This is a genomic window from Pseudomonas sp. (assembly GCF_017744435.1).
Taxonomy (GTDB): Bacteria; Pseudomonadota; Gammaproteobacteria; order Pseudomonadales; family Pseudomonadaceae; genus Aquipseudomonas.
On the sequence record NZ_JAGIBG010000034.1, the window covers coordinates 12,580 to 39,116 of the forward strand.

General features: G+C 63.5%; 20 protein-coding genes and 1 tRNA gene. 7 read left to right on the forward strand and 14 right to left on the reverse strand.

Annotated features, from left to right (window positions below):
* Window positions 1-43: 43 nt before the first annotated feature.
* Window positions 44-1,939 (reverse strand): phosphodiesterase DibA, encoded by a 1,896-nt coding sequence (gene dibA, locus J7573_RS20345; protein WP_294339607.1) that lies wholly within the window; start codon window positions 1,937-1,939, stop codon window positions 44-46.
* 148 nt (window positions 1,940-2,087) lie between these two features.
* On the opposite strand from dibA, the gene desA reads away from it, so the two are divergent.
* Together desA and J7573_RS20355 are read left to right on the forward strand one after the other, a co-directional pair.
* A complete protein-coding gene (desA, locus tag J7573_RS20350) occupies window positions 2,088-3,269 on the forward strand; it encodes a delta-9 fatty acid desaturase DesA (RefSeq protein ID WP_294339609.1) in 1,182 nt (393 codons plus the stop codon).
* 142 nt (window positions 3,270-3,411) lie between these two features.
* A complete protein-coding gene (locus J7573_RS20355; RefSeq protein WP_294339611.1) occupies window positions 3,412-4,398 on the forward strand; it encodes a sensor domain-containing diguanylate cyclase in 987 nt (328 codons plus the stop codon).
* Between the two features lie 126 nt (window positions 4,399-4,524).
* On the opposite strand, the gene J7573_RS20360 is transcribed toward J7573_RS20355, so the two are convergent.
* From J7573_RS20360 to J7573_RS20380, 5 genes are all read right to left on the reverse strand, one after another.
* A complete protein-coding gene (locus J7573_RS20360) occupies window positions 4,525-5,820 on the reverse strand; it encodes a response regulator (RefSeq protein ID WP_294339614.1) in 1,296 nt (431 codons plus the stop codon).
* A 137-nt stretch (window positions 5,821-5,957) separates the two neighbouring features.
* On the reverse strand, window positions 5,958-7,235 hold the full coding sequence (gene gabT / locus J7573_RS20365) for a 4-aminobutyrate--2-oxoglutarate transaminase (protein WP_054887246.1): 1,278 nt from the start codon (window positions 7,233-7,235) through the stop codon (window positions 5,958-5,960).
* 182 nt (window positions 7,236-7,417) lie between these two features.
* Window positions 7,418-8,860, reverse strand: coding sequence for an NADP-dependent succinate-semialdehyde dehydrogenase (gabD, locus tag J7573_RS20370; protein ID WP_294339617.1), 1,443 nt, complete (start codon window positions 8,858-8,860; stop codon window positions 7,418-7,420).
* Between the two features lie 340 nt (window positions 8,861-9,200).
* A complete protein-coding gene (locus tag J7573_RS20375) occupies window positions 9,201-10,877 on the reverse strand; it encodes an aryl-sulfate sulfotransferase (protein ID WP_294339621.1) in 1,677 nt (558 codons plus the stop codon).
* Between the two features lie 18 nt (window positions 10,878-10,895).
* Window positions 10,896-13,232, reverse strand: coding sequence for a TonB-dependent receptor (locus J7573_RS20380; protein WP_294339623.1), 2,337 nt, complete (start codon window positions 13,230-13,232; stop codon window positions 10,896-10,898).
* Window positions 13,233-13,425: 193 nt separating this feature from the next.
* Between J7573_RS20380 and J7573_RS20385 the strand changes: the two genes are divergently transcribed.
* On the forward strand, window positions 13,426-14,340 hold the full coding sequence (locus J7573_RS20385) for a LysR family transcriptional regulator (RefSeq protein ID WP_294339625.1): 915 nt from the start codon (window positions 13,426-13,428) through the stop codon (window positions 14,338-14,340).
* A 132-nt stretch (window positions 14,341-14,472) separates the two neighbouring features.
* On the opposite strand, the gene J7573_RS20390 is transcribed toward J7573_RS20385, so the two are convergent.
* Window positions 14,473-15,378, reverse strand: a complete 906-nt coding sequence (locus tag J7573_RS20390) for a TauD/TfdA family dioxygenase (RefSeq protein ID WP_294339627.1) — start codon at window positions 15,376-15,378, stop codon at window positions 14,473-14,475.
* A 36-nt stretch (window positions 15,379-15,414) separates the two neighbouring features.
* Complete coding sequence (locus J7573_RS20395) at window positions 15,415-16,452, reverse strand: ABC transporter substrate-binding protein (RefSeq protein WP_294339629.1); 1,038 nt, start codon at window positions 16,450-16,452, stop codon at window positions 15,415-15,417.
* 297 nt (window positions 16,453-16,749) lie between these two features.
* On the opposite strand from J7573_RS20395, the gene J7573_RS20400 reads away from it, so the two are divergent.
* Window positions 16,750-18,345 carry an ABC transporter permease gene (locus tag J7573_RS20400; RefSeq protein WP_294339632.1) on the forward strand — a complete coding sequence of 532 codons (1,596 nt, stop codon included), beginning with the start codon at window positions 16,750-16,752 and terminating at the stop codon, window positions 18,343-18,345.
* Entirely contained in the window at window positions 18,342-19,205 is an 864-nt protein-coding gene (locus tag J7573_RS20405; RefSeq protein ID WP_294339633.1) for an ABC transporter ATP-binding protein, read from the forward strand. The genes J7573_RS20400 and J7573_RS20405 overlap by 4 nt, the downstream gene beginning before the upstream one ends.
* Before the next feature lie 150 nt (window positions 19,206-19,355).
* Here the strand turns inward: J7573_RS20405 and J7573_RS20410 are convergent, their stop codons facing one another.
* The 5 genes from J7573_RS20410 to J7573_RS20430 are packed head-to-tail and all read right to left on the reverse strand — an operon-like array spanning window position 19,356 to window position 23,385.
* On the reverse strand, window positions 19,356-19,631 hold the full coding sequence (locus J7573_RS20410) for a gamma-butyrobetaine hydroxylase-like domain-containing protein (protein ID WP_294339636.1): 276 nt from the start codon (window positions 19,629-19,631) through the stop codon (window positions 19,356-19,358).
* Window positions 19,631-20,596, reverse strand: a complete 966-nt coding sequence (locus J7573_RS20415) for a HEAT repeat domain-containing protein (protein WP_294339637.1) — start codon at window positions 20,594-20,596, stop codon at window positions 19,631-19,633. The genes J7573_RS20410 and J7573_RS20415 overlap by 1 nt, the downstream gene beginning before the upstream one ends.
* 34 nt (window positions 20,597-20,630) lie before the next feature.
* A complete protein-coding gene (locus J7573_RS20420) occupies window positions 20,631-20,876 on the reverse strand; it encodes a ferredoxin family protein (RefSeq protein WP_294339640.1) in 246 nt (81 codons plus the stop codon).
* Between the two features lie 38 nt (window positions 20,877-20,914).
* On the reverse strand, window positions 20,915-22,639 hold the full coding sequence (locus tag J7573_RS20425) for a fumarate reductase/succinate dehydrogenase flavoprotein subunit (protein WP_294339642.1): 1,725 nt from the start codon (window positions 22,637-22,639) through the stop codon (window positions 20,915-20,917).
* Window positions 22,636-23,385: a GntR family transcriptional regulator gene (locus J7573_RS20430; protein ID WP_294339644.1), complete on the reverse strand. Its 750-nt coding sequence runs from the start codon at window positions 23,383-23,385 to the stop codon at window positions 22,636-22,638. Before J7573_RS20430 ends, J7573_RS20425 begins: the two co-directional genes overlap by 4 nt.
* A gap of 198 nt (window positions 23,386-23,583) precedes the next feature.
* Between J7573_RS20430 and J7573_RS20435 the strand changes: the two genes are divergently transcribed.
* Both J7573_RS20435 and J7573_RS20440 read left to right on the forward strand, forming a co-directional pair.
* Window positions 23,584-23,660, forward strand: a tRNA-Arg gene (locus J7573_RS20435).
* Between the two features lie 157 nt (window positions 23,661-23,817).
* Window positions 23,818-25,548 (forward strand): dipeptidase, encoded by a 1,731-nt coding sequence (locus tag J7573_RS20440; protein ID WP_294339647.1) that lies wholly within the window; start codon window positions 23,818-23,820, stop codon window positions 25,546-25,548.
* Window positions 25,549-25,733: 185 nt separating this feature from the next.
* Here the strand turns inward: J7573_RS20440 and J7573_RS20445 are convergent, their stop codons facing one another.
* Window positions 25,734-26,246 carry a hypothetical protein gene (locus J7573_RS20445; protein ID WP_294339648.1) on the reverse strand — a complete coding sequence of 171 codons (513 nt, stop codon included), beginning with the start codon at window positions 26,244-26,246 and terminating at the stop codon, window positions 25,734-25,736.
* Window positions 26,247-26,537: the final 291 nt, after the last annotated feature.

Consider the following 26,537-nt stretch of genomic DNA (forward strand, 5'->3'; position numbering starts at 1 on the left):
CGGTGCGGTACCTGTGGGAGCGGGCGAGCCCGCGAAGAGGCCATCAGCCCCAATGCAGATCCGCAGCCGGCACCGGCCGCCCGAACCAGTAGCCCTGCCCCAGCTGACACTGCTGCTCCAGCAGGAAGCGCGCCTGCTCCGCCTGTTCGATGCCCTCAGCATGCACCTGCATGCCCATGCTCCGCGCCAGCGCGACGATCACCCGGACGATGGCAATGTCATCGTCATCCAGCGGCAGGCCGGCCACGAAGCCTTGGTCGATCTTCAGTTTCTGCACCGGCAAGCGCTTGAGCCGCAGCAGCGACGAGTACCCCGTGCCAAAGTCATCGATGGCCAGGCTCAGCCCCAGCTCGCGCAGGCGGTGCAGCTGCTCCAGCGCAACCTCCGGGTCTTCCATGACCGCACTCTCGGTCACTTCCAGTTCCAGCAATGTCGGGGCCAACCCTGTCTGATGCAGCACATCGGCCACCTGCCGGTACAAATCGCGCTGGCCGAACAAGCGGCTGGAAATATTCACGGCAACGAACGCCAGCGTGCGCCCATCCTCCCGCCAGCGAACCATCTGCCGGCAGGCTTCACGCAACACCCAGGCATCGATCTCGGCAATCAGACCGGTGCGCTCGGCGATGGGGATGAAATCGCTCGGCGGCACCAACCCTCGCTGCGGGTGCTGCCAGCGGACCAATGCCTCGACCCCGACCATCTTCGCCGTGGACAGGTCATGCACCGGCTGGAAGAACACCCGCAGCTCATCCTTGGCCAGCGCCCGGCGCAGCTCGCTCGCGGTTTCCACCCGGTGCTGGGCGTGGGCGGTCAGCTCCTCGGTGTACAGCGCATAGCAGGCACGGCCATTACCCTTGGCCTTGAACAGCGCCGAATCGGCATTGCGCAACAGTTGCCCGGCGCTCAGGGCGTCATTGGGGAACAGGCTGATACCCACGCTGGCACTGATGAACAGCCGGTGGCCATCGAACTCGAAGGGCTCGCGCATGCGCTCGATGATGCCCTGCGCCAGCTTGCCGGCCTGGCCAACCTGCTGGCAATTCTCGGCCAGCACGCCGAACTCGTCCCCGCCCAGGCGCGCCAGGGTCACGTTGCTGCCCACGGTCTCACGCAGGCGTTCGCCAACCAGCTTGAGCAACTGGTCGCCGATGGTATGGCCAAGGCCGTCGTTGATGCTCTGAAAGTGATCCAGGTCGAGCAACAACAAAGCGCAGCCGCGCTTGTTGGCCTGCGCCGACGCCAGCGCCTGCTCGGCGCGGTCGTTGAACAGCAGGCGGTTGGGCAGGCCGGTGAGCGGGTCATGGTGAGCCAGGTAGGCAAGTTCCTGCTCGGAATGCTTGATCGCACTGATATCGCTGAACACCGCCACGTAATGGCTCAGCTCGCCGCTGTCGTCGCGGATGGCACAGATCGTCTGCCATTGTGGATAGATTTCACCGCTTTTACGGCGGTTCCAGATCTCGCCGCTCCACTCGCCCTTTTCGGCCAAGGCCGCAAAGATCTGCTGGTAGAACGGCACACCGTGGTGGCCCGACTTGAACTTGCTGGGGCGATGGCCCAGCACTTCTTCCTGCTGGTAGCCGGTGATGCGCATGAAGGCGCGATTGACATGCACGATCAGGCCCTGGCGGTCTGTGACCAACACACCCTCCAGGGTGCTGTCGAACACCGCCGCGGCCATGCGCAGGCGCTCGCGGTCCTCGCTGCGCAAGCGCGCGCCGATACCGATGAAGTTGAGCAGGCGGGCGCGGGACACGAAGATCAGCAAGGCACTGACCAGTACCCACACCACCACGTTGATCTGCCGGCCCACGGTCAATGCCAGGGGGTCGTCAGACATACTGCGCAGGACCACCTCGGCCAGCACCAGCCAGAGGAACGAGAGCACCACATACAGCGCGGCCATGCGCAAGGCGTCGCGAACGGAAACAGACATGTCGGGGGGGAAAGCCCATGAAAAAGAATGGGGCATTATAAAGGCTGAAACATGCCGTGACTTCCTATCTGAAAGGGTGACTGGTTTTATTTCCCCGCCAAGGGATAATCACCCTTTTCTCCCTGCATTCCCGAGGGCTTCTACACCTATGTGGTACAACGGTCTGCTCGACTTGTCGGCCTGGCAACTGGTTGGCGTCACCCTGCTGATGACCCACGTGACCATCGTCAGCGTCACCATCTACCTGCATCGCTACTCCGCCCATCGCGCCCTGGAACTCAATGGTGCGCTTAAGCACTTCTTCCGTTTCTGGCTGTGGCTGACCACGGCACAGAACACCCGCGAATGGACGGCCGTGCACCGCAAGCACCACGCCAAGTGCGAAACCCCGGACGACCCGCACAGCCCGGTGTACAAGGGCCTGGGCACGGTGCTGCGCAAAGGCGCGGAGCTCTACCGCGAAGAGGCACGCAACCCCGAAACCCTGCGCATCTACGGCAAGAACTGCCCGGAAGACTGGATCGAGCGCAACCTCTACTCACGCTACAAGCTCGGCGGCATCGTGCTGATGGCGGTCATCGACCTGCTGCTGTTCGGCACCATTGGCATCACCATCTGGGCGGTGCAGATGATGTGGATTCCATTCTGGGCCGCTGGCGTGGTCAACGGCCTGGGCCATGCGGTTGGCTACCGCAATTTCGAATGCCGCGACGCCGCCACCAACCTGGTGCCGTGGGGGATCGTCATCGGTGGTGAAGAGCTGCACAACAACCACCACACCTACCCCAATTCGGCCAAGCTGTCGGTCAAGCGCTGGGAGTTCGACATGGGCTGGGCGTGGATCCGCCTGTTCTGCCTGCTGCGCCTGGCCAAGGTGCAGCGTGTGGCGCCCATCGCCCACCGCGTCGAGGGCAAGGCCAGCCTGGACATGGACACGGCCATGGCCATCCTCAACAACCGCTTCCAGATCATGGCCCAGTACCGCAAGCTGGTGATCGGCCCCTTGGTCAAGCAGGAGCTGGCCAAGGTCGATGCGTCGGTACGCCACCGCTTCCGCCGTGCCAAGCGCCTGCTGTCGCGTGAAACCAGCCTGCTGGAAGACCGCCACCACGTGCGTATCGAGAGCATGCTTGCCCACAGCCAGGCACTGAAGACCATCTACGAGAAGCGCCTGGCCCTGCAACAGATCTGGGCCCGCACCAGCGCCAACGGCCACGATATGCTGGCGGCCATGAAGGACTGGGTTCACGAGGCCGAGGCCAGCGGCATCCATGCCCTGCACGACTTTGCAGCACAGCTGAAAACCTACTCCCTGCGCCCCACCGCCTGATAGCCGCTGATCGGCACGCCCTGCAACGGGGCGTGCCTGCCGGAACTTCCCCCCTGAAAATCCACTCAAACCCGGCACATCGCCCGCGTGGCGGGCCGGTTCGTGGCCGCGCGCCTCATCAGTGAGAACTGCTCCCGTGCTCATGGCCAAGAACCTTCCTCCGTTGTTGTCAGGTACGCCGCCCCCCGAAGCTGCACAAACCTTGCTGGCCTTGCTCCACGCCCAGGGCGAAGTCGCCCGCCTGAGTGAACGCGAGCAGCTCTACAGCTCGCTGCTCGACAGCGTCAACGCCGTGCTCTGGGCCTTCGACTGGGAAACCCGCCAGGTGCTCTACGTCAGCCCCGCCTACGAGCGCATCTTCGGTCGGCCGGCCAGCCTGGTGCTGGCCGACTACAACGAATGGCGCGACAGCATCTACCCCGACGACCTGGAATTCGCCGAACGCAGCCTGGCCCAGGTGCTGCTCAAGGGCGCAGTGGAAGACCGCGAATACCGCATTCTCAACGCCAGCGGCCAGGTGCGCTGGCTCAGCGACAAGTGCTACATCAACCAGCAGAGCGACGGCGACCGAGTGATCATCGTCGGCATCGCCGAAGACATCACCGAAAAGAAGCAGCTCGAAGGCGAACTGCAGCGCCTGGCCACCACCGACGTGCTGACCCAGAGCAGCAACCGCCGGCACTTCTTCGAGTGCGCCCAGCAGGCCTTCGAAAGTGCCCGTGAAGACGGCACGCCATTGGCTTTCCTGCTGCTGGACATCGACGACTTCAAACGCATCAACGACAGCTACGGGCACCAGGAAGGCGACCAGGTGCTGCAGCGCATCGCCGACAGCGGCAAGGCCGTGCTACGCCGCGGCGACCTGTTCGGGCGTATCGGCGGGGAGGAATTCGCGGCGGTATTCCCGGGTTGCAATGCACAGGTGGCCGAGCAGATTGCCGAGCGGTTGCAGCGGGAAATTCAGCGGCAGGGCTTCAGCCATGGCGATGAGGTGTACAGCGTTACGGTGAGCCAGGGGCTGACCGGGCTGACGGACGAAGACGAGTCGCTGGACAGCTTGTTCGCCCGTGCCGATGCTGCGATGTACCGGGCCAAGCGGCAGGGCAAGAACCAGATAGTCCGAGGCTGACTGGGGCCGCTGCGCAGCCCTTCGCGGGCATGCCCGCTCCCACAAGTACGGCGCTGCCCTTCAAGGCTCTACGATTCCTGTGGGAGCGGGCATGCCCGCGAAGGGCTGCGAAGCGGCCCCAATATCTCAAGTCGGCGCTCGTTCTTCAGGAATAGGTGGTTCCTCACCCTTAGCTTCCACCACAGGCTCCTTCATTTCCTCCTGCGGCTTCACCTCAGGATTCTCCAACTTGCGCAACCGGCTCAGCTCCGGCAGCCCCACCTTCAGCAAACGTGCCGTCTTGCTATTGGCGATCTTCTCCAGCCCCTGATCCGCCGGCAGGCGCGCCACTTGCCCGGCCAGGTTCAAGGCCAGGATCTCCCGCGAATACACCCCGCCACCCAGCTGGTAGATCGCCGCGATCAGCTCGCGCAGGCTCAGCGGCAAGCGCCAACGTGTACGCAACGCCGAGCCGAACGCCGCGCCAAACTCATTGAGCGACAGCTGCACCCGGTCCTCGTCCAGTTCGCCACCGGCCAGGCGCCATTCCTGCAGGCAGCGCAGCACCGCCAGGTCACCCAGGCAATGCAGCAGGCCGGCGCAATAGCAGCGCTCCTGATCCAGTTCGAGCATGCGCGCCAGCGTGCGGGCGTATTCGGCCGTGTGCAACGACAGGTTCCAGTAATGCGTGGCATGTTGCGTCAGCAACGGGTCGCTCAGCCGTGCACTGCGCTTGAGGGTGAGGCCGAGAATCAGATTCATGCTCTGGGTGCTGCCGAGCTTGTTCAGCGCCTGCATCAGCGTTTGCACAGGCGCGTCACGGTGCAGGCTGGCACTGTTGGCAGCGGCGATGAGCACCGCCGTGATCTGTGGGTCGTCACGCACTTCCTCTTCGAGCACCTTGAGGTTCAGGCCCTGCGGGTTGAGCGCGCGCTTGATCGCCACCTGCACATCGGCGAACAGCGGCCCGCCATCGGCGGTGGCGCGCCGTTGTTCGAGGTAGGCCGGCAGGTTGGCGCCAGGCTGCAGCGGCGGCACCGGGCAGGCAATCTGTTCGCCCACGGCCAGCAGCAGTTCTTCCAGGCTCTTGCGCAGCTTGTCCAGGTTCAGCGGTTTGCTCAGGTAAGCCGTGGGGTGCAGCGGCAATGCTTCGCGCACGCTGGCGCTATCGCTGCGGTTGCTCATGAGAATGAACGGTAGTGCCGGGCCCTTGGCGCGCACCTTGCGCAGCAGGTCGAGGCCATCGAAGCCTGCCAGCTCACGAGCGGCGATGATCAGGTCGGGCTTGCTGGCCAGCGCCGTGAGCGCTTGCGAGCCGTCGGCGCAGACTTGCAAGCGGGCATCGCAACGCACGCTGAGCAGCATTTCGCTCAGCATTTCGCGTACCCAAGGGTCGCCTTCGGCGATCAATACGCAAGGTGGGGTGGGGTCTGCAGCACTCATGGCCAACTCCTGAATATCCCTGACACACAGTCCTTCGCAGCTTCCAAGGCGAATCCTTTCACCACCATAGCCGCACACAGCTTTTCTGGGCACAAAAAAAACCCGCCGAAGCGGGTTTTTTTTAGAAGCGCGTCACATCAGGCGAGTTCAGCGAAGCACTCTTCGATGATGGCCAGGCCCTTGTCCAGCAGCGCGTCTTCGGCGGTCAGCGGAACCAGGATACGCAGGACGTTGCCGTAGGTGCCGCAGGACAGCAGGATCAGACCCTTGTCGCGTGCCTTGGCCACAACCTGGGCAACGGCAGCAGCGTTCGGGGTGTGGGTGCCTTTTTCGAAGACTTCCACAGCGATCATCGAGCCCAGACCACGGACGTCGCCGATGATCGGGTGCTTTTCCTGGATCTTGCGCAGGCCAGTGGTCAGGTGCTCACCGACAGCCTTGCTGCGGTCCAGCAGTTTCTCTTCCTCGAACACCTGGATAACGGCCAGGGCCGCGGCGCAGGCGATCGGCGAACCAGCGTAGGTGCCGCCCAGGCCGCCCGGAGCGATGGCGTCCATGATCTCGGCCTTGCCGCACACACCGGCCAGCGGGAAGCCGCCAGCGATGGATTTGGCGAAGGTGGTCAGGTCAGGCGCGACGCCCATCTGTTCCATGGCGAAGAAGGTGCCGGTACGGCCAGCGCCGGTCTGCACTTCGTCGGCGATCAGCAAGATGCCGTGCTTGTCGCACAGCTCGCGCAGACGCTTCATCAGCTCTTTCGGCGCTGGCAGGAAGCCGCCTTCGCCTTGTACTGGCTCGAGGATGATCGCGGCGATGTCGCGCGGCTCGGCGTCGTTCTTGAAGATGCGCTCGACCGAAGCGATGGCGTCGTCAACGCTGACACCGTGCAGCTCGCTCGGGAACAGGGCGCGGAAGATGCCGCCTGGCATCAGGCCCATGCCAGCGGAGTACGGCACGACCTTGCCGGTCAGGCCCAGGGTCATCATGGTACGGCCGTGGTAGCCGCCGGTGAAGGCGATCACGCCAGCGCGGCCAGTGGCGGCACGAGCGATCTTGACGGCGTTCTCAACGGCTTCGGAGCCGGTGGAGACCAGCAGGGTCTTCTTGTCGAAGTCACCTGGGACCAGCTTGTTGATTTTTTCGCACAGCTCGACGTAAGGCTCGTAGGCCAGCACCTGGAAGCAGGTGTGGCTGACCTTGGTCAGCTGCTCTTGCACAGCTGCTACCACTTTCGGGTGCAGGTGGCCGGTGTTCAGTACTGCGATGCCGCCGGCGAAGTCGATCAGTTCGCGGCCTTCAACGTCGATCACCGTCGAGTTCTTCGCGGATTCGACGAAGATCGGGTGGATCTGGCCAACGCCACGTGGGACGGCGGCGACACGACGTTGCATCAAGGATTCGTTGGTCTTGCTCATAATGCCCTCATTTGCGCCGATCAGCGGCGCTTTTATTCGGGGGTGGCTGGGTGTGCTCGCGAACAGTATTCGTTGATCGACTGCCGTAAACGCCCTGGCCACCAGGTACTGCGATGTCAAAAAGGCCAGCGAGACGTCGCTCTCGCGCCCCGCTGGCAGAGGTAAAACCGTTTACCCGGCGATCAGACGCTGATGCACAGGTATTTGATTTCGAGGTAGTCCTCGATACCGTATTTGGAACCTTCGCGGCCCAGGCCCGAAGCCTTGATGCCACCGAACGGCGCGACTTCGTTGGAGATCAGGCCGGTGTTGATACCCACCATGCCGTATTCCAGGGCCTCGGCGACACGGAACACACGGCTCATGTCACGGGCGTAGAAGTACGAGGCCAGGCCGAACTCGGTGTCGTTGGACATGGCGATGACTTCGGCTTCGTCTTTGAAGCGGAACAGCGGCGCCAGTGGGCCGAAGGTCTCTTCCTTGGCGACAGCAGCGGTGTTCGGCACGTCGACCAGGATGGTCGGCTCGAAGAAGTTGCCTTCGATCAGCTTGCCACCGGACAGCACCTTGGCGCCTTTGCCAACGGCGTCGTCGATGTGTTCCTGGACCTTGGCGACAGCCTTGCCGTCGATCAGCGGGCCAGTGGTGGTGCCTTCTTCCAGGCCGTTACCGATCTTCAGCTTGGCGACAGCAGCGGCCAGCTTCTGGGCGAACGCGTCGTAGACGCCGTCCTGCACGTAGATACGGTTGGCGCAGACGCAGGTCTGGCCGTTGTTGCGGTACTTGGAGATGATCGCGCCCTCGACCGCCTTGTCCAGGTCGGCGTCGTCGAACACGATGAACGGAGCGTTGCCGCCCAGCTCCAGGGAAACCTTCTTGATGTCCTTGGCGCATTCTTCCATCAGCTGGCGACCGATTTCGGTCGAGCCGGTGAAGGACAGCTTGCGTACCAGGGAGTTGCCGGTCAGCTCGCCGCCGACTTCGCCAGCGCTGCCGGTAACGACGCTCAGCACGCCAGCCGGGATGCCGGCACGGTTGGCCAGCTCGACCAGGGCCAGGGCGGAGTACGGAGTCTGCGATGCAGGCTTGAGCACCATGGTGCAGCCAGCGGCCAGGGCCGGGCCGGCTTTACGGGTGATCATGGCGGCCGGGAAGTTCCACGGGGTGATGGCCGCAGTAACGCCGATCGGCTGCTTGATGACGATCAGGCGCTTGTCTGGCTGGTGGCCCGGGATGGTGTCGCCGTAGACGCGCTTGGCTTCTTCGGCGAACCACTCGATGAACGAGGCGGCGTAGGCGATTTCGCCCTTGGCTTCAGCCAGTGGCTTGCCTTGTTCGGTGGTCATCAGGCGAGCCAGGTCGTCCTGGTTCTCGATCATCAGTTCGAACCAGCGACGCAGCTTGGCCGAACGCTCCTTGGCGGTCAGTGCACGCCAGGCCGGCAGGGCCTTGTCGGCGGCTTCGATGGCGCGGCGGGTTTCCGCGGTGCCCATCTTCGGCACGGTACCGATGACTTCACCAGTGGCCGGGTTGGTCACTTTGATGGTCTGGCCGCTGTCCGCATCCAGCCACTCACCGTTGATGAAGGCTTGCTGGCGGAACAACTGAGCGTCTTTGAGCTGCATGTCGGCTTCCCGAATTGTTGATTGTTTGAAAAGCGCCCAAGGCAGGGCATCGAGCGTTTGAAATCTCAAACGAATGCTAAGCGGCTGCTGGGGTGTTGGACAATAGGCTGTTCGAAAAAAAGAACGAATGGTTGAACACCCTGGCGGAAATTTCACAATTTTGTGCTGTGGCAGCCGGCCCTTTCGTGGGCACGCCCGCTCCCACAGGTACCCCACCGGTCTCAAGTTCGGTGCAATACCTGTGGGAGCGGGCGTGCCCGCGAAAGGGCCAGTACAGGTTAGACGAACGAGCTGAAGGAAATGTGATGGGAGGACCGACGGCCCTCCCGGAAGGGATGAATCAGAACGCCTTGGCCAGGTCGATCACCAGCGCACGATAGCCAACGGAACCTGGCTGGCGGCTATGCACCTTGAGCTCCACCAGTACCTCCTGGGTCCCTCGACGTACCTCATTGAGCACCGTGGTGGTCAGCTTCTCGGGCGTGAGGAAATTCACCGAAGCCGAATAGATGAACTGGGTATCGGTCTCTGGCCGGTAGGCCACCACCGAGGTCACCGGGCTGTACCATTCGTCGCCCCGCTCTTTGCCGTATTCCCACACCTGCTCGACCGTGCCCTTGGCTTCGTCGATCTTGTATTCCACCGCCCGGCTGTAGTTGCCACTGAGCTTGGTCGGTGCAAAGTCGCGCCCCCAGCCGTTGTCGAACACGGTCAGTGTGCCTTTGCCGGTCAGCCAGGCGGTGTGCTGGGTCCAGGACCAGTCGAAGCCTTCGCTTGCGACCGGTGTCAGCACCTTCTCACGCAAGTGCTGCGGCCAGCCTTGCGGTGAAGCGAGAATCCACTTCACCTGCTTGTCACGACCGATCTTCGCCACCCCCTGATGGCGAGCTGAAACGATAATGCTGTCATCATCGGCATCGTAGTCGATGGCATTGACGTGCGCCCAGTTGCGCCCGGTGCCCACGCCAGGGGTATCGCCGAACGGCAGGTCGCCTTCGGCCAGTTCGTTGGCCAGGCGGTCATCCTGCTTGTGCACACCCTCTGGCAGCTGGATCGCTGCCTTGCCCAGGGTTTCCAGCAGGTCGCCGCGATAGGGATCGAGAATCTGGTTCAGGTCCCAGAAGTCCAGCACATCCCCCGCCTCGCTGACCTCGATGATGTGGTCGCGGATCGAGCGCACCCGCTTGCCATCCGGACGACGATAATCGCTGGTGCCGACGCGCAGCAGGTAGGTGCCGTTGGCGGTTTCGCGGATCTCGTGGGAGAAGTCGGCGAACTTGTCCGGCAGGTTGCGCTGCCAGATGCGCCGGCCGAGCAGGTCGAACTTGGAGTAGGTCTGGCCCTGCCCCCAGATCAGCTTGCCGTCGCGGGTCTGCTGGAAGCCCATGGTCCCGCCCAGGCCGTCGCGGCGGTTGGAATCGTGGATCTGCTCGATGTCCAGGTACCAGCGCACGTCGCCGTTGCTGTCGGCGATCCAGTTGTTGCCCACCTGGTCCCACTCGGCGGCACCGCCCAGGCCGTTCCACTTGAAGGCGCGGCCACCGGGGATGTCCCCTTGCAAGTGGTTGAACAGGTACAGGCGCTGCTCGAAGCCTGGCGCCACCTTGACCGGCTCCACCTCAGGCAGCGCGGCAGTCTGTTTCGCCACCACCGGCAGGCGCACGGCCGGGGCATAGATCTGATACTCCTCGCGGATGCGCTCGCCGTCGAGCTTGTAGGTCACTTCCACCTGGTTGACGTGATCCGGGTACAGGCCGAATACCGGGATGCCGCCGTAGGTCCACAGTGAACGCTCCGATACCTCGTAGGCGATGTCGACACCGCGCTCGCCGCGACCGCGCACCCGCACATGGGCGGCGCTCAGGCGGCGCCCACCGTCGCGGATGATCGCGGTCAGTGGCGCCAGGCGGTACGGGTTGACCACCACATCGCCGAGCAGCGCCTCGGTGCGTTCGGGGACCTTGGCCGTGAGGCAGGCACCTTCGGGCAGTACTGGGGTTTCAGTCTTGGCATTCATGGCAAAGCTCCTTTTTACTCAGAAGTCGTAACGGGCGGTGGCGCCGAAGGTGCGCGGAGTGCCGAGCACGCCGGCATAACCACCGTTGGCGGAGTTCCACAGGCTGGTGAAATAGGTCTTGTCGCCGGCGTTCTTCACCCACAGCGACAGGTCGACCACGCCGTCGCCCTGGTCCAGGCGCACACCGGCGGAGAGGTTGACCAGCGCGTAGCTGGGGATCTGGCCGAAGTCGGAATCGTCGATGGTGCCCACCGCCCGTGAGCGGAACGCGTAGCTGGCGGTGACGTAGGGCTCGACGTGCTGGCTGGCCTGCCACTTGTATTCGCCGTTGAGGTTGGCGATGTACTTGGAGGCGCCGACCACCTGGTGGCCGGACAGGTCGCAGGTGGCCGTGGCATTGGCCAGGCTCACCTCTGGCGGGCACGGAGCGTCGTCGTACTTCAGGTAGCGGACGTCGTTCCATGAGCCGTTGAAGTTCACCGTCAGGCCTTTGACCGGCAGCGCCGTGGCTTCGAATTCCAGGCCGCGCGAGCGCACGCTGCCGGCGTTGGCCAGGTACTGCACACGGTTGATCTGGTCGTAGACGTTGGCCTGGTAGCCATGCACCTCGGTCCAGAACAGGTTGGTGTTGAGTTGCAGGCGGTTGTCGAACAGCGTGCTCTTGAGGCCCAACTCGGCGTTGTTGGCCCGCTCGGTGCCGACCAGCAGTGAGTCGGTACCCAGGCGTGGCGCGGCACCGACGGTGAGGTTCACGCCACCCGATTTCTCACCGTGAGTCAGGGTCGCGTAGCCAAGCAGTTGCTCGTTGAAGCGGTAACTCAGGCCGAGCAGCCCGGAGGGGCTGAAGCTGTACTGGTTGAGGTCGCCCGAGTCGTACGCCCCTACCCTGCCCTGGCGTGCCGCCGCAGCGGCACCGGTCACGGCAGCACCGCCGGTTGGCGCATCACGGGTCACCCAGGCGCTTTTTTCCTCGTAGGTACCGCGGATGCCGGCGGTGAAGTCCAGGCGATCGGTGACGTGCCAGGTGCCCTGGGCGAACAGCGCGTAGCTGTCGGTATCGATATGGCCATTGCCGATGGTATTGACGTTGTTCAGGGCGCCAGCCGGCGTCAGGTTCCAGATATCGGCCTGGGGCCCGTAATAAGTGAACGACTTGTTGTCCAGGTCCTGCTTGAAGTAGTACGCGCCAAGCACATAGTCGAAGAGGCCACCAGTAGGCGAAGCCAGGCGGATTTCCTGCGAATACTGCTTGTCGCGCACCGAAACCCCGGCGCTGTAGAACACCGGCACATTGAGGCCGTCGTCGTTGCGCGGGGTGAAGTCCCACCAGCGGTAGGCGCTGATCGAGGTCAGGGTGAAGTCGTTGGGCAGGGTCCAGTTGGCCTCCACCGAGGTACCGCCCTGGAACACCGTCACCTGCTGGTCGGCATCGAAGTTGACCTTGCGGTCCTTGCCCGACACCAGCGTCGCGCCGGCCTGGGCGGCCAGGCTTTCGTAGCGGTTGACGCCATTGATGGTCGGCCCGGTGCTGTACAGGCTGAGGATGCCGTTGTTGGAGTCTTCTTCGTTGTACTCGCCGATCCAGCGCAGGTTGAAGGTTTCGCTCGGCTGGAACAGCAACTGGGTACGAAAGCCCTGACGTTTGCCGCCGTTGAGCTCGTCGCCGTTGTAGATGTTCTTCACATAGCCGTCGTCTTCAGTGCGATAGGCGCTGATGCGCCCGGCCAATGTCTCGGTGATCGGCCCGGAGTAGCTGCCCTGGGTCTGCAGGTAGCCGTCCTCGCCAACCGATTGCTGGATGCTCCCTTCCGGGTGGAAGGTCGGCTTGCGCGTGGTGATGTTCAGCACCCCCGCCGTGGTGTTCTTGCCGAACAGCGTGCCCTGCGGGCCACGCAGCACTTCCAGCTGCTCGACATCGAGCAGGTCGAACACCGCCATGCCCGGGCGGCCGAGGTAGACGTTGTCCAGGTAGATCCCGACGCTGCCTTCCAGGCCATCGCTGGCCGGGTTATTGCCCAGGCCACGAATCGAGATGCTCGACTGCCGCGCATGCACATAGGCGACGTTGGTGCTGGGCACCAGCTGTTGCAGATCCTGCACACGGTAGATGCGCTGGGTTTCCAGGGTTTCGCTGCTGAGCACGCTGATCGGCGTGGGCACGCTCTGCGCGGTTTCTTCGCGGCGGCGGGCATTGACTGTGACCGTGCCGAGCTTGGCTTCCTGCTCCACGGCCGGAGTGGTGCTGACGGGTTCTTCGGCGAAGCTGCCGTTGGATGCCGCCAGCAACACGCCGGCGGCCAAGGGTTGCAAGGTGAAACGCGACGCGCGCGCAGGCCAGCGGGAAAGTCCGGACATGCAAATGCTCCTTGAGGCATGGGCCCTGGGCGAGCATTTCCGTTGGCGGAACCGAATCGCGGTCAGTCGGGCTTATATTCTTTTAAGAAATATAAATATTTGTAATTCATATTTTGTGGAATAAGTGACTCCCTTTATAAGGGGACTCGCCCTTGTCAGCAATTGCATTTGACCGAAGGTTTTAATGTAGAAAATGCATATCGATCTGCGTCAGTTGCGCCACTACATTGCCCTTGTCGAGCACCGCAGTTTTGTCGCCGCAGCTGCGGCGGTAAACCTGTCGCAATCGGCCTTCAGCCGCAGCATCCAGACCCTGGAGCACAACATCGGCTGCCGCCTGGTCGACCGCGCCAGCAAGGAACTTTCACCCACCCGCCAGGGCCTGCTGGTGCTGGAGCACTCGCGGCGCCTGGTGCATGGCGCGCATAACCTGGTCAACGAGATCCACCAGTTCAATGGCGCCACCACAGGCGTGGTGCGCTTCGGCTCCGGCCCGGCACCCGCAGGTGGCCTGGTGCCACGGGCGGTGGCGCGCTTCGTGGCCGAGTACCCGGCGGCGCGCACCTGCTTCCAGGTGGATAACTGGCAGGTGCTGAACCGCAAGCTGATTGCCGAAGAGATCGAGTTCTTCGTGGCCGACACACGCCAGTTCGAGTCCGACCCGGATTACCGCGTACACAAGCTGGTGCCGCAGCGCTGGCACTTCTGCTGCCGGGCCGGGCACCCGCTGACCGAAAAGGCCGAGGTACGCGCCAGGGATGTATTCGACTACCCGCTGGCAACCACCTTCCGCCCGCCGAACATCCGCAAGATCCTCAGCGATCTCAGTGGCCGGCAGGACTTTCTGCCGACGGTGGAGTGCGAGCATGGTTATGCGCTGCTGAACGTGGTGATGCATTCGGACACCATTGGTATCGCCTGCAATGCCAACTTGCGGCCTTACCAGATGGAGCGGGGACTGGTGGCGTTGAAACTGGTGGACCTGGCGCCGGAGCAGGAAGAGGCGTTCTATACCCGCTATGGGGTGGTGAGCCGGGTGGGGTATGGCTTGTCGCCGTTGGCGCAGGGGTTGGTCAGGCAGCTGATTGCCTGTGATACCGAGATCTGAACGCCCCTGCCGAATCTGTGGGAGCGGGCGAGCCCGCGAACACCGGCGGAGCCGGTGCCATCAATCGCGGCGCCTGCTTCGCGGCGGTTCGACGCCTCGACATGCCCGCTCCCACAGGGTTTCTCTACAGGCCTACCCCTTACGGGTAGTCCGGCTCAACTGACCATCAACCCCCACCGGCACTTCACCGGCCAAGGTCACCCGCCGCACCACCCGCGGCTGGGTACCGTAATCATCCACCGCATAATGCTGCGTGGCGCGGTTATCCCAGATCGCCACATCCCCCGCCTCCCAACGCCAGCGCACGGTGTTCTCCAACCGCGTCACATGCCCCTGCAGCACCGCGAACAGGTGCTGCGAGTCGGCCAGCGAATAGCCCTTGATGCGCTTGACGAAATGCCCAAGCTGCAATGCACGTTCACCACTGACCGGGTGCACCCGCACCACCGGGTGCTCGGTCTCGTACACGGTCGAGGTGAACACCTTGCGATAACGCTCGAGCTTGGCCGGGTCAACATCGGGCTTGATGCTCGCGTAGTCATATTCGTTGCTGTGCACCGCCCACAGCTTGTCGGCCAGCTCGCGCAGCGGCTCGGGCAGTTCCTGGTAGGCCGCGGCCGTGTTGGCCCAGACGGTGTCGCCGCCGGAAGCCGGCGCCACCACGCTGCGCAGGATCGAGGCCTTGGGGTAGGCATCGACGAAGGTCACGTCGGTGTGCCAGGAGTTGGCCCGCTGGCCTTCGGCACCGTCCAGTTGCAGCAGGTAGCTGGTGCCGTCCACCACCGGCACGGTGGGGTGGGCGACCGGCTCGCCGAGCAGCTTGGCGAAGCCTTCCTGGCTAAGGTCGTCCAGGTGGGTCTGGCCACGGAAGAAGATCACCTTGTGCTTCACCAGGGCTGCCTGGATGGCGTCGATGGTGGCGGCATCGAGGTCGGCGGACAGCTTCAACCCACGGATTTCGGCGCCGATGCGGCCGGCAACCGGGTGGATGTCGAGTTCGAGGGCGTGTGGCGCGGAGGCCAGTGCGGCATTGCTCATGGTCGTGGTCCTTGCGGTCATGGTCGGGTTTTGGGTTCAGCGGGCGGCCTGCACGGCCTGTTGGTGTTGCAGTGCGGCATCGAGGAAACGCGGCTCGATCCACTCGGAAACCTGGAAGCCACGGCGGATCAGGCGCTCGCGGGCGGCCAGGTCGACGCCCTGCTGCAGCTGGGCAACGAAATCGGCGTCCAGCCGCGGGTCGAAGTAATGGGCGAGGTCTTCCTTGGCCAGGTCATCGCTGAGGATGCTGCGCGGCCAGTTGGCGTTGCTCGCCACCAGGTCGACATAGGCCTCGCGGTTATGCTCGTCGCGCAGCCAGCTGGCGGCCTGCTCCTGGGCATTGACCAGGCGCTGCACCAGCTCGGGGTATTTGCGGATGAAGTCGCCGGTGCCGAGCAAAACCGCCTGGGTGCTGCCGGCGCCGGCCAGGTCGCGGGAATTGACGGGCAGCTCGACCAGCCCGCGCTCACGCAGCGACAGCAGGCTGGAGAGGCCCCAGGTGGCGTCGATCTGCTTGGCGGCCAATGCGGCGTTGGCGGCGTTGAAGTCGAGGTTGATCACTTTCAGGTCACGCTCGGACAGCCCCTGGCTGGCCAGGGCACTGGCGAACGACAGCTGGTTGGCGGTGCCGCGAAACACCGCAACGCGCTTGCCCTTGAGGTCGTGCAGGGTCTTGATGCCGGAACCCGGCACCACCCCCAGATAGCTCTTCACCCCACGCACCCCGGCCGTCAGCACGCGGGTGTCGAGGCCGTTGGCCTTGCCGACGATCGCCGCCAGGTCGCCCAGGTAGGCGAAGTCGGCCTGGCCATTGGCCAAGGCTTCGTTGACCACAGGGCCTGCGCCCTTGAAGAAATGCCAGTCGATGCGGATGCCGTCTTTGGCGAATGCCTTCTCCAGCAGTTGCTGGTCACGCAGTACATCGACTACGCCGCCGGCACTGTGCTTGCTGCCGGCGCTCAGGTCGGGCACGGCGATGCGGATGCTTTCCGGCTTGTCCGGCTCGGCGGCGTGGGCGCTCAGGGTAAAGGCCAGACCGAGGGCGGTGATCAGGTGGCGCAGAGGGGTTTTCATGGCAAGGCTCCTTGGCAGGCTGCCACCGGCGATGGCCGGCGCTTTGGCCAGAAGCTAGGCAGGTCTGGTTAGAACCTACAAAGATCAAAACTTCATTTTTTAGTAACTGGAAGACATAAACGAGGATTGATGCGGGGCGCGGGGCGGCTTGCGGGAAACGCATCGAAAATATGAGGAAAACGCAATGGCGAGAGGGTTCCGCCTGCAGGGACTGCATGCTCTTATCTCTTGAAGGTCTCTTGTGTGAATTTTTAATTCCATAAGCGAATAACATTGGAACGCTTCGAGAGATGGCCGATGAATGGAGTTCTGAGCAGAGGGCGGGGTTGGCTTCGGGGGCCGCTGCGCGACCCAATCGCGACGCAAGGCCGCTCCCACAAAGGCCGCGTCTTGCCATGGGTAGTGCCGGTCCTGATTGCGCTGCTGTGGGTCGTGGCGAGCCGGCAGCACTGGATGAGCGAGCAGATCCTGCCGGCACCTTCGCTGGTGTGGCAGAGCGCACTGGAGTTTGGCTCCGGTGAGCTTTGGGGGCACTTGTGGATAAGTCTGCAGCGGCTGTTCTGGGGGCTGCTGGCGGGCGTCGGCAGCGGCTTGCTGCTCGGCACCTGGCTGGGCACCTCACGCCAGGCGCAGACCTTGGTGCTGCCGACCTTCGTGGCCCTGGCGCAGATCCCTACCCTGGCCTGGATTCCGCTGTTCATGCTGTTCTTCGGTATCGGCGAACTGCTCAAGCTGGTGGTGCTGGTGAAGGCCGTGGTGGTACCGGTCACCTTGCACACCCTGGTCGGCGTGCGCGATGCCCAGCCCAAGCTGCGCGAAGCCGCCGCCGCGCTGCGCCTGCCACGCCACCTGTTGTTCCGGCGCCTGCTGCTGCCAGCTGCCCTGCCTGCCTTCCTCACTGGGGTGCGCCTGGCCCTGGCGACAGGCTGGACCTCGTTGCTCGCCGTTGAGCTGCTGGCCTCCAGCGAAGGCATCGGTTACCTGATGGTATGGGGCAGGCAGCTGTTCATGCTCGATCTGGTGCTGTTGTGCATCCTGGTGATTGGCCTGGTCGGTGCACTGCTGGAACGTGGCTTCTCGACCCTGGAAAAGCGCTTGCTGTACTGGCCGCAACCGGCCACTGGCGAACAACAGCGCGGGCCTGTGCCACGGGGCTGGCAGAGCCTGCTGCTGCCGGCAGCGCTGCTTGCGCTATGGCAGGCGAGCAACAGCTTCGGCTGGATCGACCCGAACATTCTCACGTCCCCGCTGGAGGTGTTGCGCACCCTGTTCAGTGGCCTGGCCGATGGCTCGCTGCCTGAAGCCATGCTGCTGAGCCTGCAGCGCACCCTGACCGGCCTGCTCCTGGGTGGCGGCGCCGGCTTGCTGAGCGGGCTGTTGCTGGGGCTGTCACACAATGCGGAACGTCTCTTCGGGCCAAGCCTTTCGGCCCTGCGGCAAGTGGCGCTGTTTGCCTGGGTACCCTTGCTCACGGCCTGGTTCGGCCTCGGCGAAGGGGCCAAGAATGTGTTTGTCGGCCTGGCGGCGTTTTTTCCGCTGCTGATCGCCACCCAACGCGGCATCGCCAGCCTCTCACCGCAACTGGGCGAAGCGGCGCGCACACTGCGCCTGAACCTGTGGCAACGCCTGCGCCTGCTGGTGCTGCCCGGCGCCGCACCGGCGATATTCGCCGGCCTGCGCCTGTCATTGATCTACGCGTGGCTGGGCACCATCGGTGCCGAGTACTTCATGCCCTCGGACGGCGGCATCGCCAGCCTGATGATCGGCGCCCAGCAACTGTTCCGCATGGACCAGGTCATGGCCGCGATGGTCCTGATCGGCCTGGTCGGCGCCCTGCTCGGCACCCTCGGCCAACGCCTCGAATCGCGCGCCACGCGCTGGAGAACCGCATGAATGCTTTCAATGCTTCACACCTGCTCGCGGCCAATCAGGCCGACACCACGCCGCCGCTGGTCAGCTTCGAAGGCGTCGGCAAAGTCTTCAGTGTCGATGGCCAGCCCCTCGAGGCCATCCGCAACTTCAACCTGGCCATCAACGAAGGCGAGTTCATCGCCATCGTTGGCGCCTCGGGTTGCGGCAAGTCGACCCTGCTGCGCCTGCTGGTCGGGCTGGACACCGACTACAGCGGCACTATCCGCGTCGATGGCCAGGCGGTCAGCGGCATCGGCGGCGAGCGCGGCATCGTATTCCAGGAGCATCGCCTGTTCCCCTGGCTGACGGTTGAGCAGAACATCGCCCTGGGCCTGGTCAACGAACACCTGACCCAGGGTGAACGCGCCCGGCGTGTGCATGAGTTCGTGCAACTGGTGGGCCTGGTCGGTTTCGAGTCGGCCTACCCACACCAGCTGTCCGGCGGCATGGCCCAGCGCGTGGCAATCGCCCGTGGCCTGGTGGCCAGCCCACGCATCCTGTTGCTGGACGAGCCGTTCGGCGCGCTCGATGCACTGACCCGCCAGCAGCTGCAGGACGAACTGCTGGCCATCCGCGAACGCGCCGGCATCACCACCCTACTGGTGACCCACGATGCCGAGGAAGCCACCTACCTCGCCGACCGGGTGGTGGTGCTGGAGCCGCGCCCGGGGCGGATCAAGTCGGTGGTGGAAATCGACCTGCCCCACCCGCGCCTGCGCACCGGGGTGGCCTTGCATGCACTGCGTGAGAAGGTCCTGCACCAGATCACTGGCGACGGCGGCTACCTGCCATCGCCAGCGCGCCGGGTGGAAGGCCTGAGACCCGAATTGATTGCTTTGTGATACGCGATCCCTGTAGGAGCGGGCTTGCCCCGCGAACACCGGCAACGCCGGTGCCATGCTCTGCGGTGTTTGGCACCAGCTCTGCCGGTGTTCGCGGGACAAGCCCGCTCCTACAGAGACCGTGCCAGCAATGCCATTGACGTTGTCCGTTCAGCCGAGATCGCGCAGGTAGGCCCAGGGATAGATACCTCGTTCATGCCCATCGCTGAACACCAACTGCACGCCATACCCCTGCGCCACAACCCGCTCGACGCGCACGTCGGCACTTGCCACCGACACCCGCCCCTGCAAGCGCGCCGCCCGGCATTGCGAACAGGGGCAGGCGCCGCGAAGCCGGGCATGGCTGATGACTGCTTCGGTCTCGGCCCACTGCAAAGTCAGCAAGCCGGGCTCGCGCTGATTGCGTATTGCGCTCGGGCTGTTCATCAAGCAGCTCCGCGCAGCTGCGCCAAGGCAATGCGCACGGCCTTGCGTACTTCCGGATCGCTATCCGCTTCAGCCACCTGCAACGCCGGCAAGGCGCGGGCCAGGCCCAGCTCGCCGAGCGCCAGCGCAGCTTCCTTGCGCAGGTTGGCGATGTCATGACCAAGCAGATCGGCCAGGGCATCCAGCGCTTCGGCGTGGCGCAGGCGGCCCAGCGAACGGGCTGCGCGCAAGCGCACTTGCCAGAAGCCATCGTCCAATGCCTCCACCAGTGCCGGCCCCGCCTGGGCATGGCCAACTTTGCCCAGCGTCGTCGCGGCTTCTTCGCGTACCTGCCAGGCGGGGTCGCGCAAGGCGCCAACCAGCGCCGGCAAGACGGCGAGGTCACGGGCAAGCCCCAAGGCACCAATCGCGGCACGACGCACTTCGGTGTCGGGCTCGTGCTCGGCCAGTTTTGCCAGGGCAGGCAGCGCGGGCTCGTGCTTGAGCCACCCCAGAATACCCACGGCTTCGCGCCGCACCGCCGCGTCCTGGTCCTCCAGTGCCTTCAACGCAGGCCGGGCGGCATCTTCCAGACGCAGCTCGCGCAGGGCGCGCAAGGCACTGGCGCGGACAAAGGCATCGGCATGAATCGTCCACGGCAGAATCAGCTGGCCAGCTTCCGGGCTCTTCAACTCGCTGAGGCTCTGTGCGGCGGCCAGGCGTACCGCTTCGGCACCATCCGCCAGTGCGGCGCACAAGGCCTGTACCACTTCTGGTTCCTCCCAGGCTTCCAGCAGGCGCGCGGCCTCGGCGCGCACTTCGTCGGCGCCATCGACCAACAGGGCATCGGTCAGCCATGGCAAGGCACCAGGGTCTTCCAGGTCGGCCAGTTCGATCAAGGCAATGCGTCGCACGCCCGCATCGTCGGCTTCGAGGCGTGGCAGCAGTTCGAGAATCTCGGGGTTGTCGGTGCTTCGTTCGCTCATGGCGCGATCCTTGGCGGCGGATGACGGGGATGAATCAGCGCAGCAGGTACGGGATGTCGACCTTGACGGCGCCGGTGGGGCAGTCTTTCTCGCAGGGCATGCAGTACCAGCACTCGTCGAAGGCCATGTAAGCCTTTTGCGTGGCCGGGTTGATCGCCAGCAGGTCCATGGGGCAGACCTCGACGCAGACGGTGCAGCCTTTTTCGGCGATGCACTTTTCTTCGTCGATGGTCACCGGGGCGCTGCTGCGAAAGAAGATTTCCTGGGGCTGGTAGGCCATTTCACGGGGTCCTTGGGGCCTTCGGCCCTCTGTTTTGTTCAGGCTGCGTCGGCTCGCACCCGCAGCCGGTCATAGGCAGTCTGCTCTTCGGCATCCAGAGCGATCAGGTATGGCTCGACTGCCTTCTTGAAGCTGGTCATCTCACCGTTTTCGCCCTTTTTCAGATGGCAGTGACAGAACCACTCGCCATCGTTGCGCTCGGGGAAGTCCACCCGATGGTGATAAAGGCCCCAGCGGCTTTCCTCGCGGAACAACGAGGCGCGCGCCGCCATCTCGGCACAGTCGCGGATCACCGAAACCTCCATTGCACGCATCAGTTCGTGAGGGTTGCTGGCCTTCATCTGCGCAAGGTCACGCTCGATCTCGGCAAAGCGCGCCAGGCCGATTTCCATCTTTCTGGTTACCTTGGGCGGCTGCAGGTAGTCGTTGACCATGCGCCGCAACTTGTACTCGACCTGCGCCGGTGGCAGGCCATGCTCACGTTGCAGCGGGGCGAACACCCGTGCGCGCTCGCGCTCGACCTGCTCGACATCGACTTCGGCAAGTTCGCGCCCGGCCACGTACCGCGCGGCGTTGATACCGGCAAACCAACCGTAGGTGAACGCGCCGAGCATGTAGTTGTGCGGCACCGCAGCCATGTCACCGGCGGCATACAAGCCCTTGACGCTGGTCTCGGCCTTCTCGTTGACCCACACCCCCGAGGCCGAATGCCCCGAGCAGAAGCCGATCTCGGAGATATGCATTTCGACCATGTGCTGGCGGTAATCGGTGCCACGCCCGGCATGGAACTGGCCGCGGCTGGGGCGCTCGTTGCTGTGCAGGATCTCTTCGATGTTCTGGATGGTTTCCTCGGCCAGGTGGTCGAGCTTGAGGAACACCGGGCCGTTGCCACCTTCGAGCTCCTGGTGGAACTCCCACATCATCTGCCCGCTCCAGTAGTCGCACTCGATGAAGCGCTCACCCTGGCTGTTGGCGGTGTAGCCACCCAGTGGGCCGGTGACGTAGGCGCAGGCCGGGCCGTTGTAGTCCTTGATCAGCGGGTTGATCTGGAAGCACTCGAGGTTGGCCAGCTCGGCGCCGGCATGGTAGGCCATGGCATAACCGTCGCCGGCATTGGTCGGGTTCTCGTAGGTGCCCATCAGGTAACCCGACGATGGCAGGCCCAGGCGCCCGGCGGCGCCGCAGGCGAGGATCACCGCCTTGGCCCGCACCACGCGAAACTCGCCGCTACGGCAATCGAAGCCCAGTACACCGGCAGCGGCACCTTCGGCATCGAGCAGCACGCGGGTGCAGACCATGCGGTTGCTGATCTCGACCCGGGCACGCTTGAGCTGGCGGTACAGTACCTTCTTGATGTCGTGGCCTTCGGGCATGGGCAGCACGTACGCCCCCATGTGGTGGACCTTCTTCACCGCGTAGTCGCCGGTTTCATCCTTTTCGAACTTCACCCCCCAGCGGTCAAGCTGCTCGATCGTCTCGAAACTGTGGGTGGCATAGGCATGCACGGCGGCCTGGTTGACAATGCCGTCGTTGGCCACGGTAATTTCCTTGGTGTACTGCTCGGGTGTGGCATGGCCAGGGATGATGGCGTTGTTCAGGCCGTCCATGCCCATGCTGATGGCACCGCTGCGCTTGACGTTGGCCTTGTCCAGCAACAGTACGCGCAGGTGCTTGTCGTGCTCCTTGGCCTTGATCGCCGCCATCGGCCCGGCGGTGCCACCGCCGATGACGATGATGTCGTAGTCCTGGGTTTCGATGCTCATGCCTTGCTCCCCCTCTGGCGGTCGATACGCAGGCGGTACTGGAAGGCATCGCCGCGGTAGTACAGGTGTTCGAAGTCCAGCGGCGTGCCGTCGGCGGCGTGGGTCAGGCGCTCGATGCGCATGATCGGTGCACCCTCCTCCACCTCCAGCGCCTGGGTCAGGTCGCTGTCGGCCAGCACTGCGTCAATGGCCAGGTCGGCATGCCCCAGGGCGATGCCGCAGTCGTTTTCCAGCAGCAGGAAGATGTCGCGGGTGACCAGGTCGGCCTTTTCCAGCTTTTCGCCGACGGCCTTGGGCAACCAGGTCAGCTCCAGCGACACCGGCTCGCGGTTGATCAGCCGTACCCGGCGGATCTCGGTGACCAGGCTGCCCTCTTCGACCTGCAGCCGCGCGGCGACCAGCGCATTGGCCGGCACATGACGGAAGCTGCGCAGGCGGTTGATCACCTCGTAGCCCATCTGCGTCATCGACTCGCCCAGGCCCTGCAGGGTGCTGACGTTCTGGAACGCCTTGGGCTTGGCGACAAAGGTGCCTTTGCCGTGGATCTTGAAGATCAGCCCTTCTTTCTGCAGATCACCCAGCGCCTGGCGCACGGTGATGCGGCTGACCTCGAACGCCTTGCCCAGCTCGCTTTCCGAGGGCATGCGGCTATGCAGTGGATACGTACCGTCGAGGATGCGCTCGCGCAGCAATTCCTTGAGCTGGGTGTAGAGCGGTACCGGGGACAGAGGGAGCAGTTCGGCCATGGGATCTCTTCGCTGATCGATGACTTGTTATAACAAGTTGTGACCAGAGCATAGAGGGCATAAGAACTCGTAAGGAAATACTGATATCGCATATGGATAGATGGATTTTCGCTGGCCTGAACCGGCCACGGTGGAAAAACAGCCATAGATCAAGGCGATGGACGCCGCCGAATCAGATGGGTATCATGCGTGCGCGTTGCACTCGTAGCTCAGCTGGATAGAGTACTGCCCTCCGAAGGCAGGGGTCGTGGGTTCGAATCCCGCCGAGTGCGCCATATCAGAAAGCCCTGGGATCACTCCCGGGGCTTTTTCATTTGTGCGACATGTCGCGTTCCAGGCTCTCCCGTGCCATGGGTCATTGATGTTAGCGTGGGTCCCTTCCCGTTTCCGACGGGTACCCAACAACAATGATTCGCGAAGGAATGCGCGCTCATGCACCTGAAAAAGCTCACCTCCACCGCCCTGCTGCTGGCCAGCATCGGCCTGTTCACCCAACCGGCCCAGGCCAACCTGACCCAGCAACAGTCTGCCGCCATCGTCAAAGCTTTCGACGGCAGCAACCCGGCCGACTTCAAGCAATTCCTCGGCAAACTCAAAGGTAGCGACCTGGCCAAGGCCGACAACCTCGCTGCCACCCTCGACGCCTACCTGGCCGGCAAGCCGCTCGCCGCCGAGCAGCAGAACGAGATCAACCGCCTGCTTGGCCTGTACACCCGCATCAAGTACGCCAAGGCCGCCACGGAAAACCTGCGTGAACTGGTGGCCATTCCCACTTTCAGTGTCGACGGTGTACCGCAGCACGAAAACCCTGAATTCCTGAAGATTGCCGACAAGATCAAGGCCCTGGCCGAGAGCTTCGGCCTGGCCTTCCGCAACGTCGACAACCGCGTCTACGAGATTACGCTGGGCGAAGGCAAGGAAGTGGTCGGCATCCACGCCCACGCTGACGTGGTGCCGGTCAACCCGGACAACTGGAAGCTGGCCGACGGCACCCGCCTCGACCCGTTCAAGGTCACCCTGGTCGGCGACCGCATGTACGGCCGTGGTACCGAGGATGACAAGAACGGCATCATCGTCGCGCTGTATGCGCTGAAAGTGGCCAAGGACGAAAACCTGCCCCTGGCCCGGCAGTTCAAGCTGCTGATCGACACCACCGAAGAAACCAGCGGCGACGCCATCCCCTATTACTTCGAGCGCAACCCTACCCCCGACTACAACCTGGCACTCGATGGCGGCTACCCGGTGGTGATTGCCGAGAAAGGCTACGGCACGGTCATGGCCAGCTTCAGCAAACGCCCGGCCACGGGCAAGGGCGCGGAAATCGTCAACCTGACCGGCGGCCTGGCGACCAACCAGATTCCGACCACGTCGGTGGCGACCCTGGTGGCGGATAACCCGGCGGAACTGGCCAAGCGCCTGGAGATGGCCGGCGCCGACTACGTAAAGCGCAATGGCAATGATTTCAGCATCGACGCCAAGGTCGACGGCAAGAACGTGCTACTCACCGTGACCGGCGTTTCTGCCCACTCCTCGGAGCCAGAGTCCGGCGTCAACCCGGTGGCCCGCATGCTCGACTTCCTCAATGGCCTGGGGCAGCAAGTGCCGCTCAAGCACAACCACTTCACCGATGCCGCCCGCTACGCCGCCGACAACTGGGGCCTGGACTACCTGGGCAAGAAGCTCGGCATCGGCTTCGAGGACACGTTCATGGGCCCGCTGACCACCTCGCTGACCTTCGTCGGCGTGGATGCCAAGGGCCTGAAGCTGGCCGTGAACCTGCGCATCCCCAAAGGCAAGCCGCTGGCCACGCTCAAGGACCAACTGGCCGACAAGCTGGGCAAATGGACCCGTCAGAGCCACACCTCGGTCGCCTTCGACTACAGCCTCGACGAGCCGATGTTCCGCAACCCCGAAGGCGAATGGGTCAAGGCGCTGCTCGATGTGGCCAGCGAGAACCTGGGCATGAAGCACGCGTTCGGCACCTCGGCCGGCGCGACGTCAGTGCACGACCTGCCTAACGGCGTGCAGTTCGGCCTGGCCATGCCGGATGTGAAGTACACCGGGCACAACGACAACGAGTTCAAGACCGTGGAGCAATTCATGCTCGACCTGCAGGTGGTGAGCGAGATGGTGGCGCGGATCGGGCAGATGCCTAAGCTTTGAGCAATGCTTGCAGCGGCGTAGCCATCCAACTACCATTGGCCCTGACTACGACGACAGCAGAAAATTTGTCGGCGGTGCTGCGAAGGCCCCGGAATACTGGGGTCATATGAAGGGAGATTGCAGGCAACATGAGTCGTTCCACTTGAGTGTGGGAGATTCGCCTCCAAAGCCGTCCTTCCGCGTAGTCAGCTGATATTCCTGATCTTGGCCTCGGTTGCATGATATGCAGTAACCGGGGCCAAGTACTTTCTACCTCCCTGAACTCGTATCCTGACCACGGCGACTGCATAAAAGCGCGCTTTGCCAATGCGAACTTTCTGTCGCGTATTGAAGACGATCGCTTGTGCATGCTTGGGCTTGTTCAAGCCAACCTGGCTTAGCGGCGAATAGGCCGCAAGCAGAATTTCCAAGACCTCCTCAACCGTACATCGATCTTTGGTCATCCGCGCATCCAAAGGATGAGCGACCGCTTCCAGATCAATGAGAACGCCTCTTTGATTGGGCACATCCCAGCCCTTCTCCTTGCAGATCTTCCTGACACGATCAAACTGCTTAGGCGTGAGCAAATACGAGAACGCAGGCACACCTTCATCATTTACCCTGTGGTCAGCGGAGCGACGGCGGGCCAGTGCAATTTCAACCAAGGCAATGAAGGCATCTTGCAACGCGCTACGCCTGGGTAATTGTGAGTTCTCCATGACTTCTTGTTTTCCATCGCGAGCATTCTCCACCCCAGAAAGATCAACGCCCGTGTGCGCGGCACCACGGGCGTGAGGATCTCAGTTAGTAGTGGAAATTAAGCCTTTGATTGCGATGGGTAAATTCGAATTCCGATGCCGTGGGAGGGCAGCTTTCGTAGGCAAATTCTGAAAAATTTGAAGTCCGCCCATCCCTTTTCCTTCTCCAACGTGTGTACCCGCTCTCTCGCCAGCAGCGCGTTCTGATGACGCTTTTCAATCCGCCAACACCACTCTCGGACGTGTCTCACA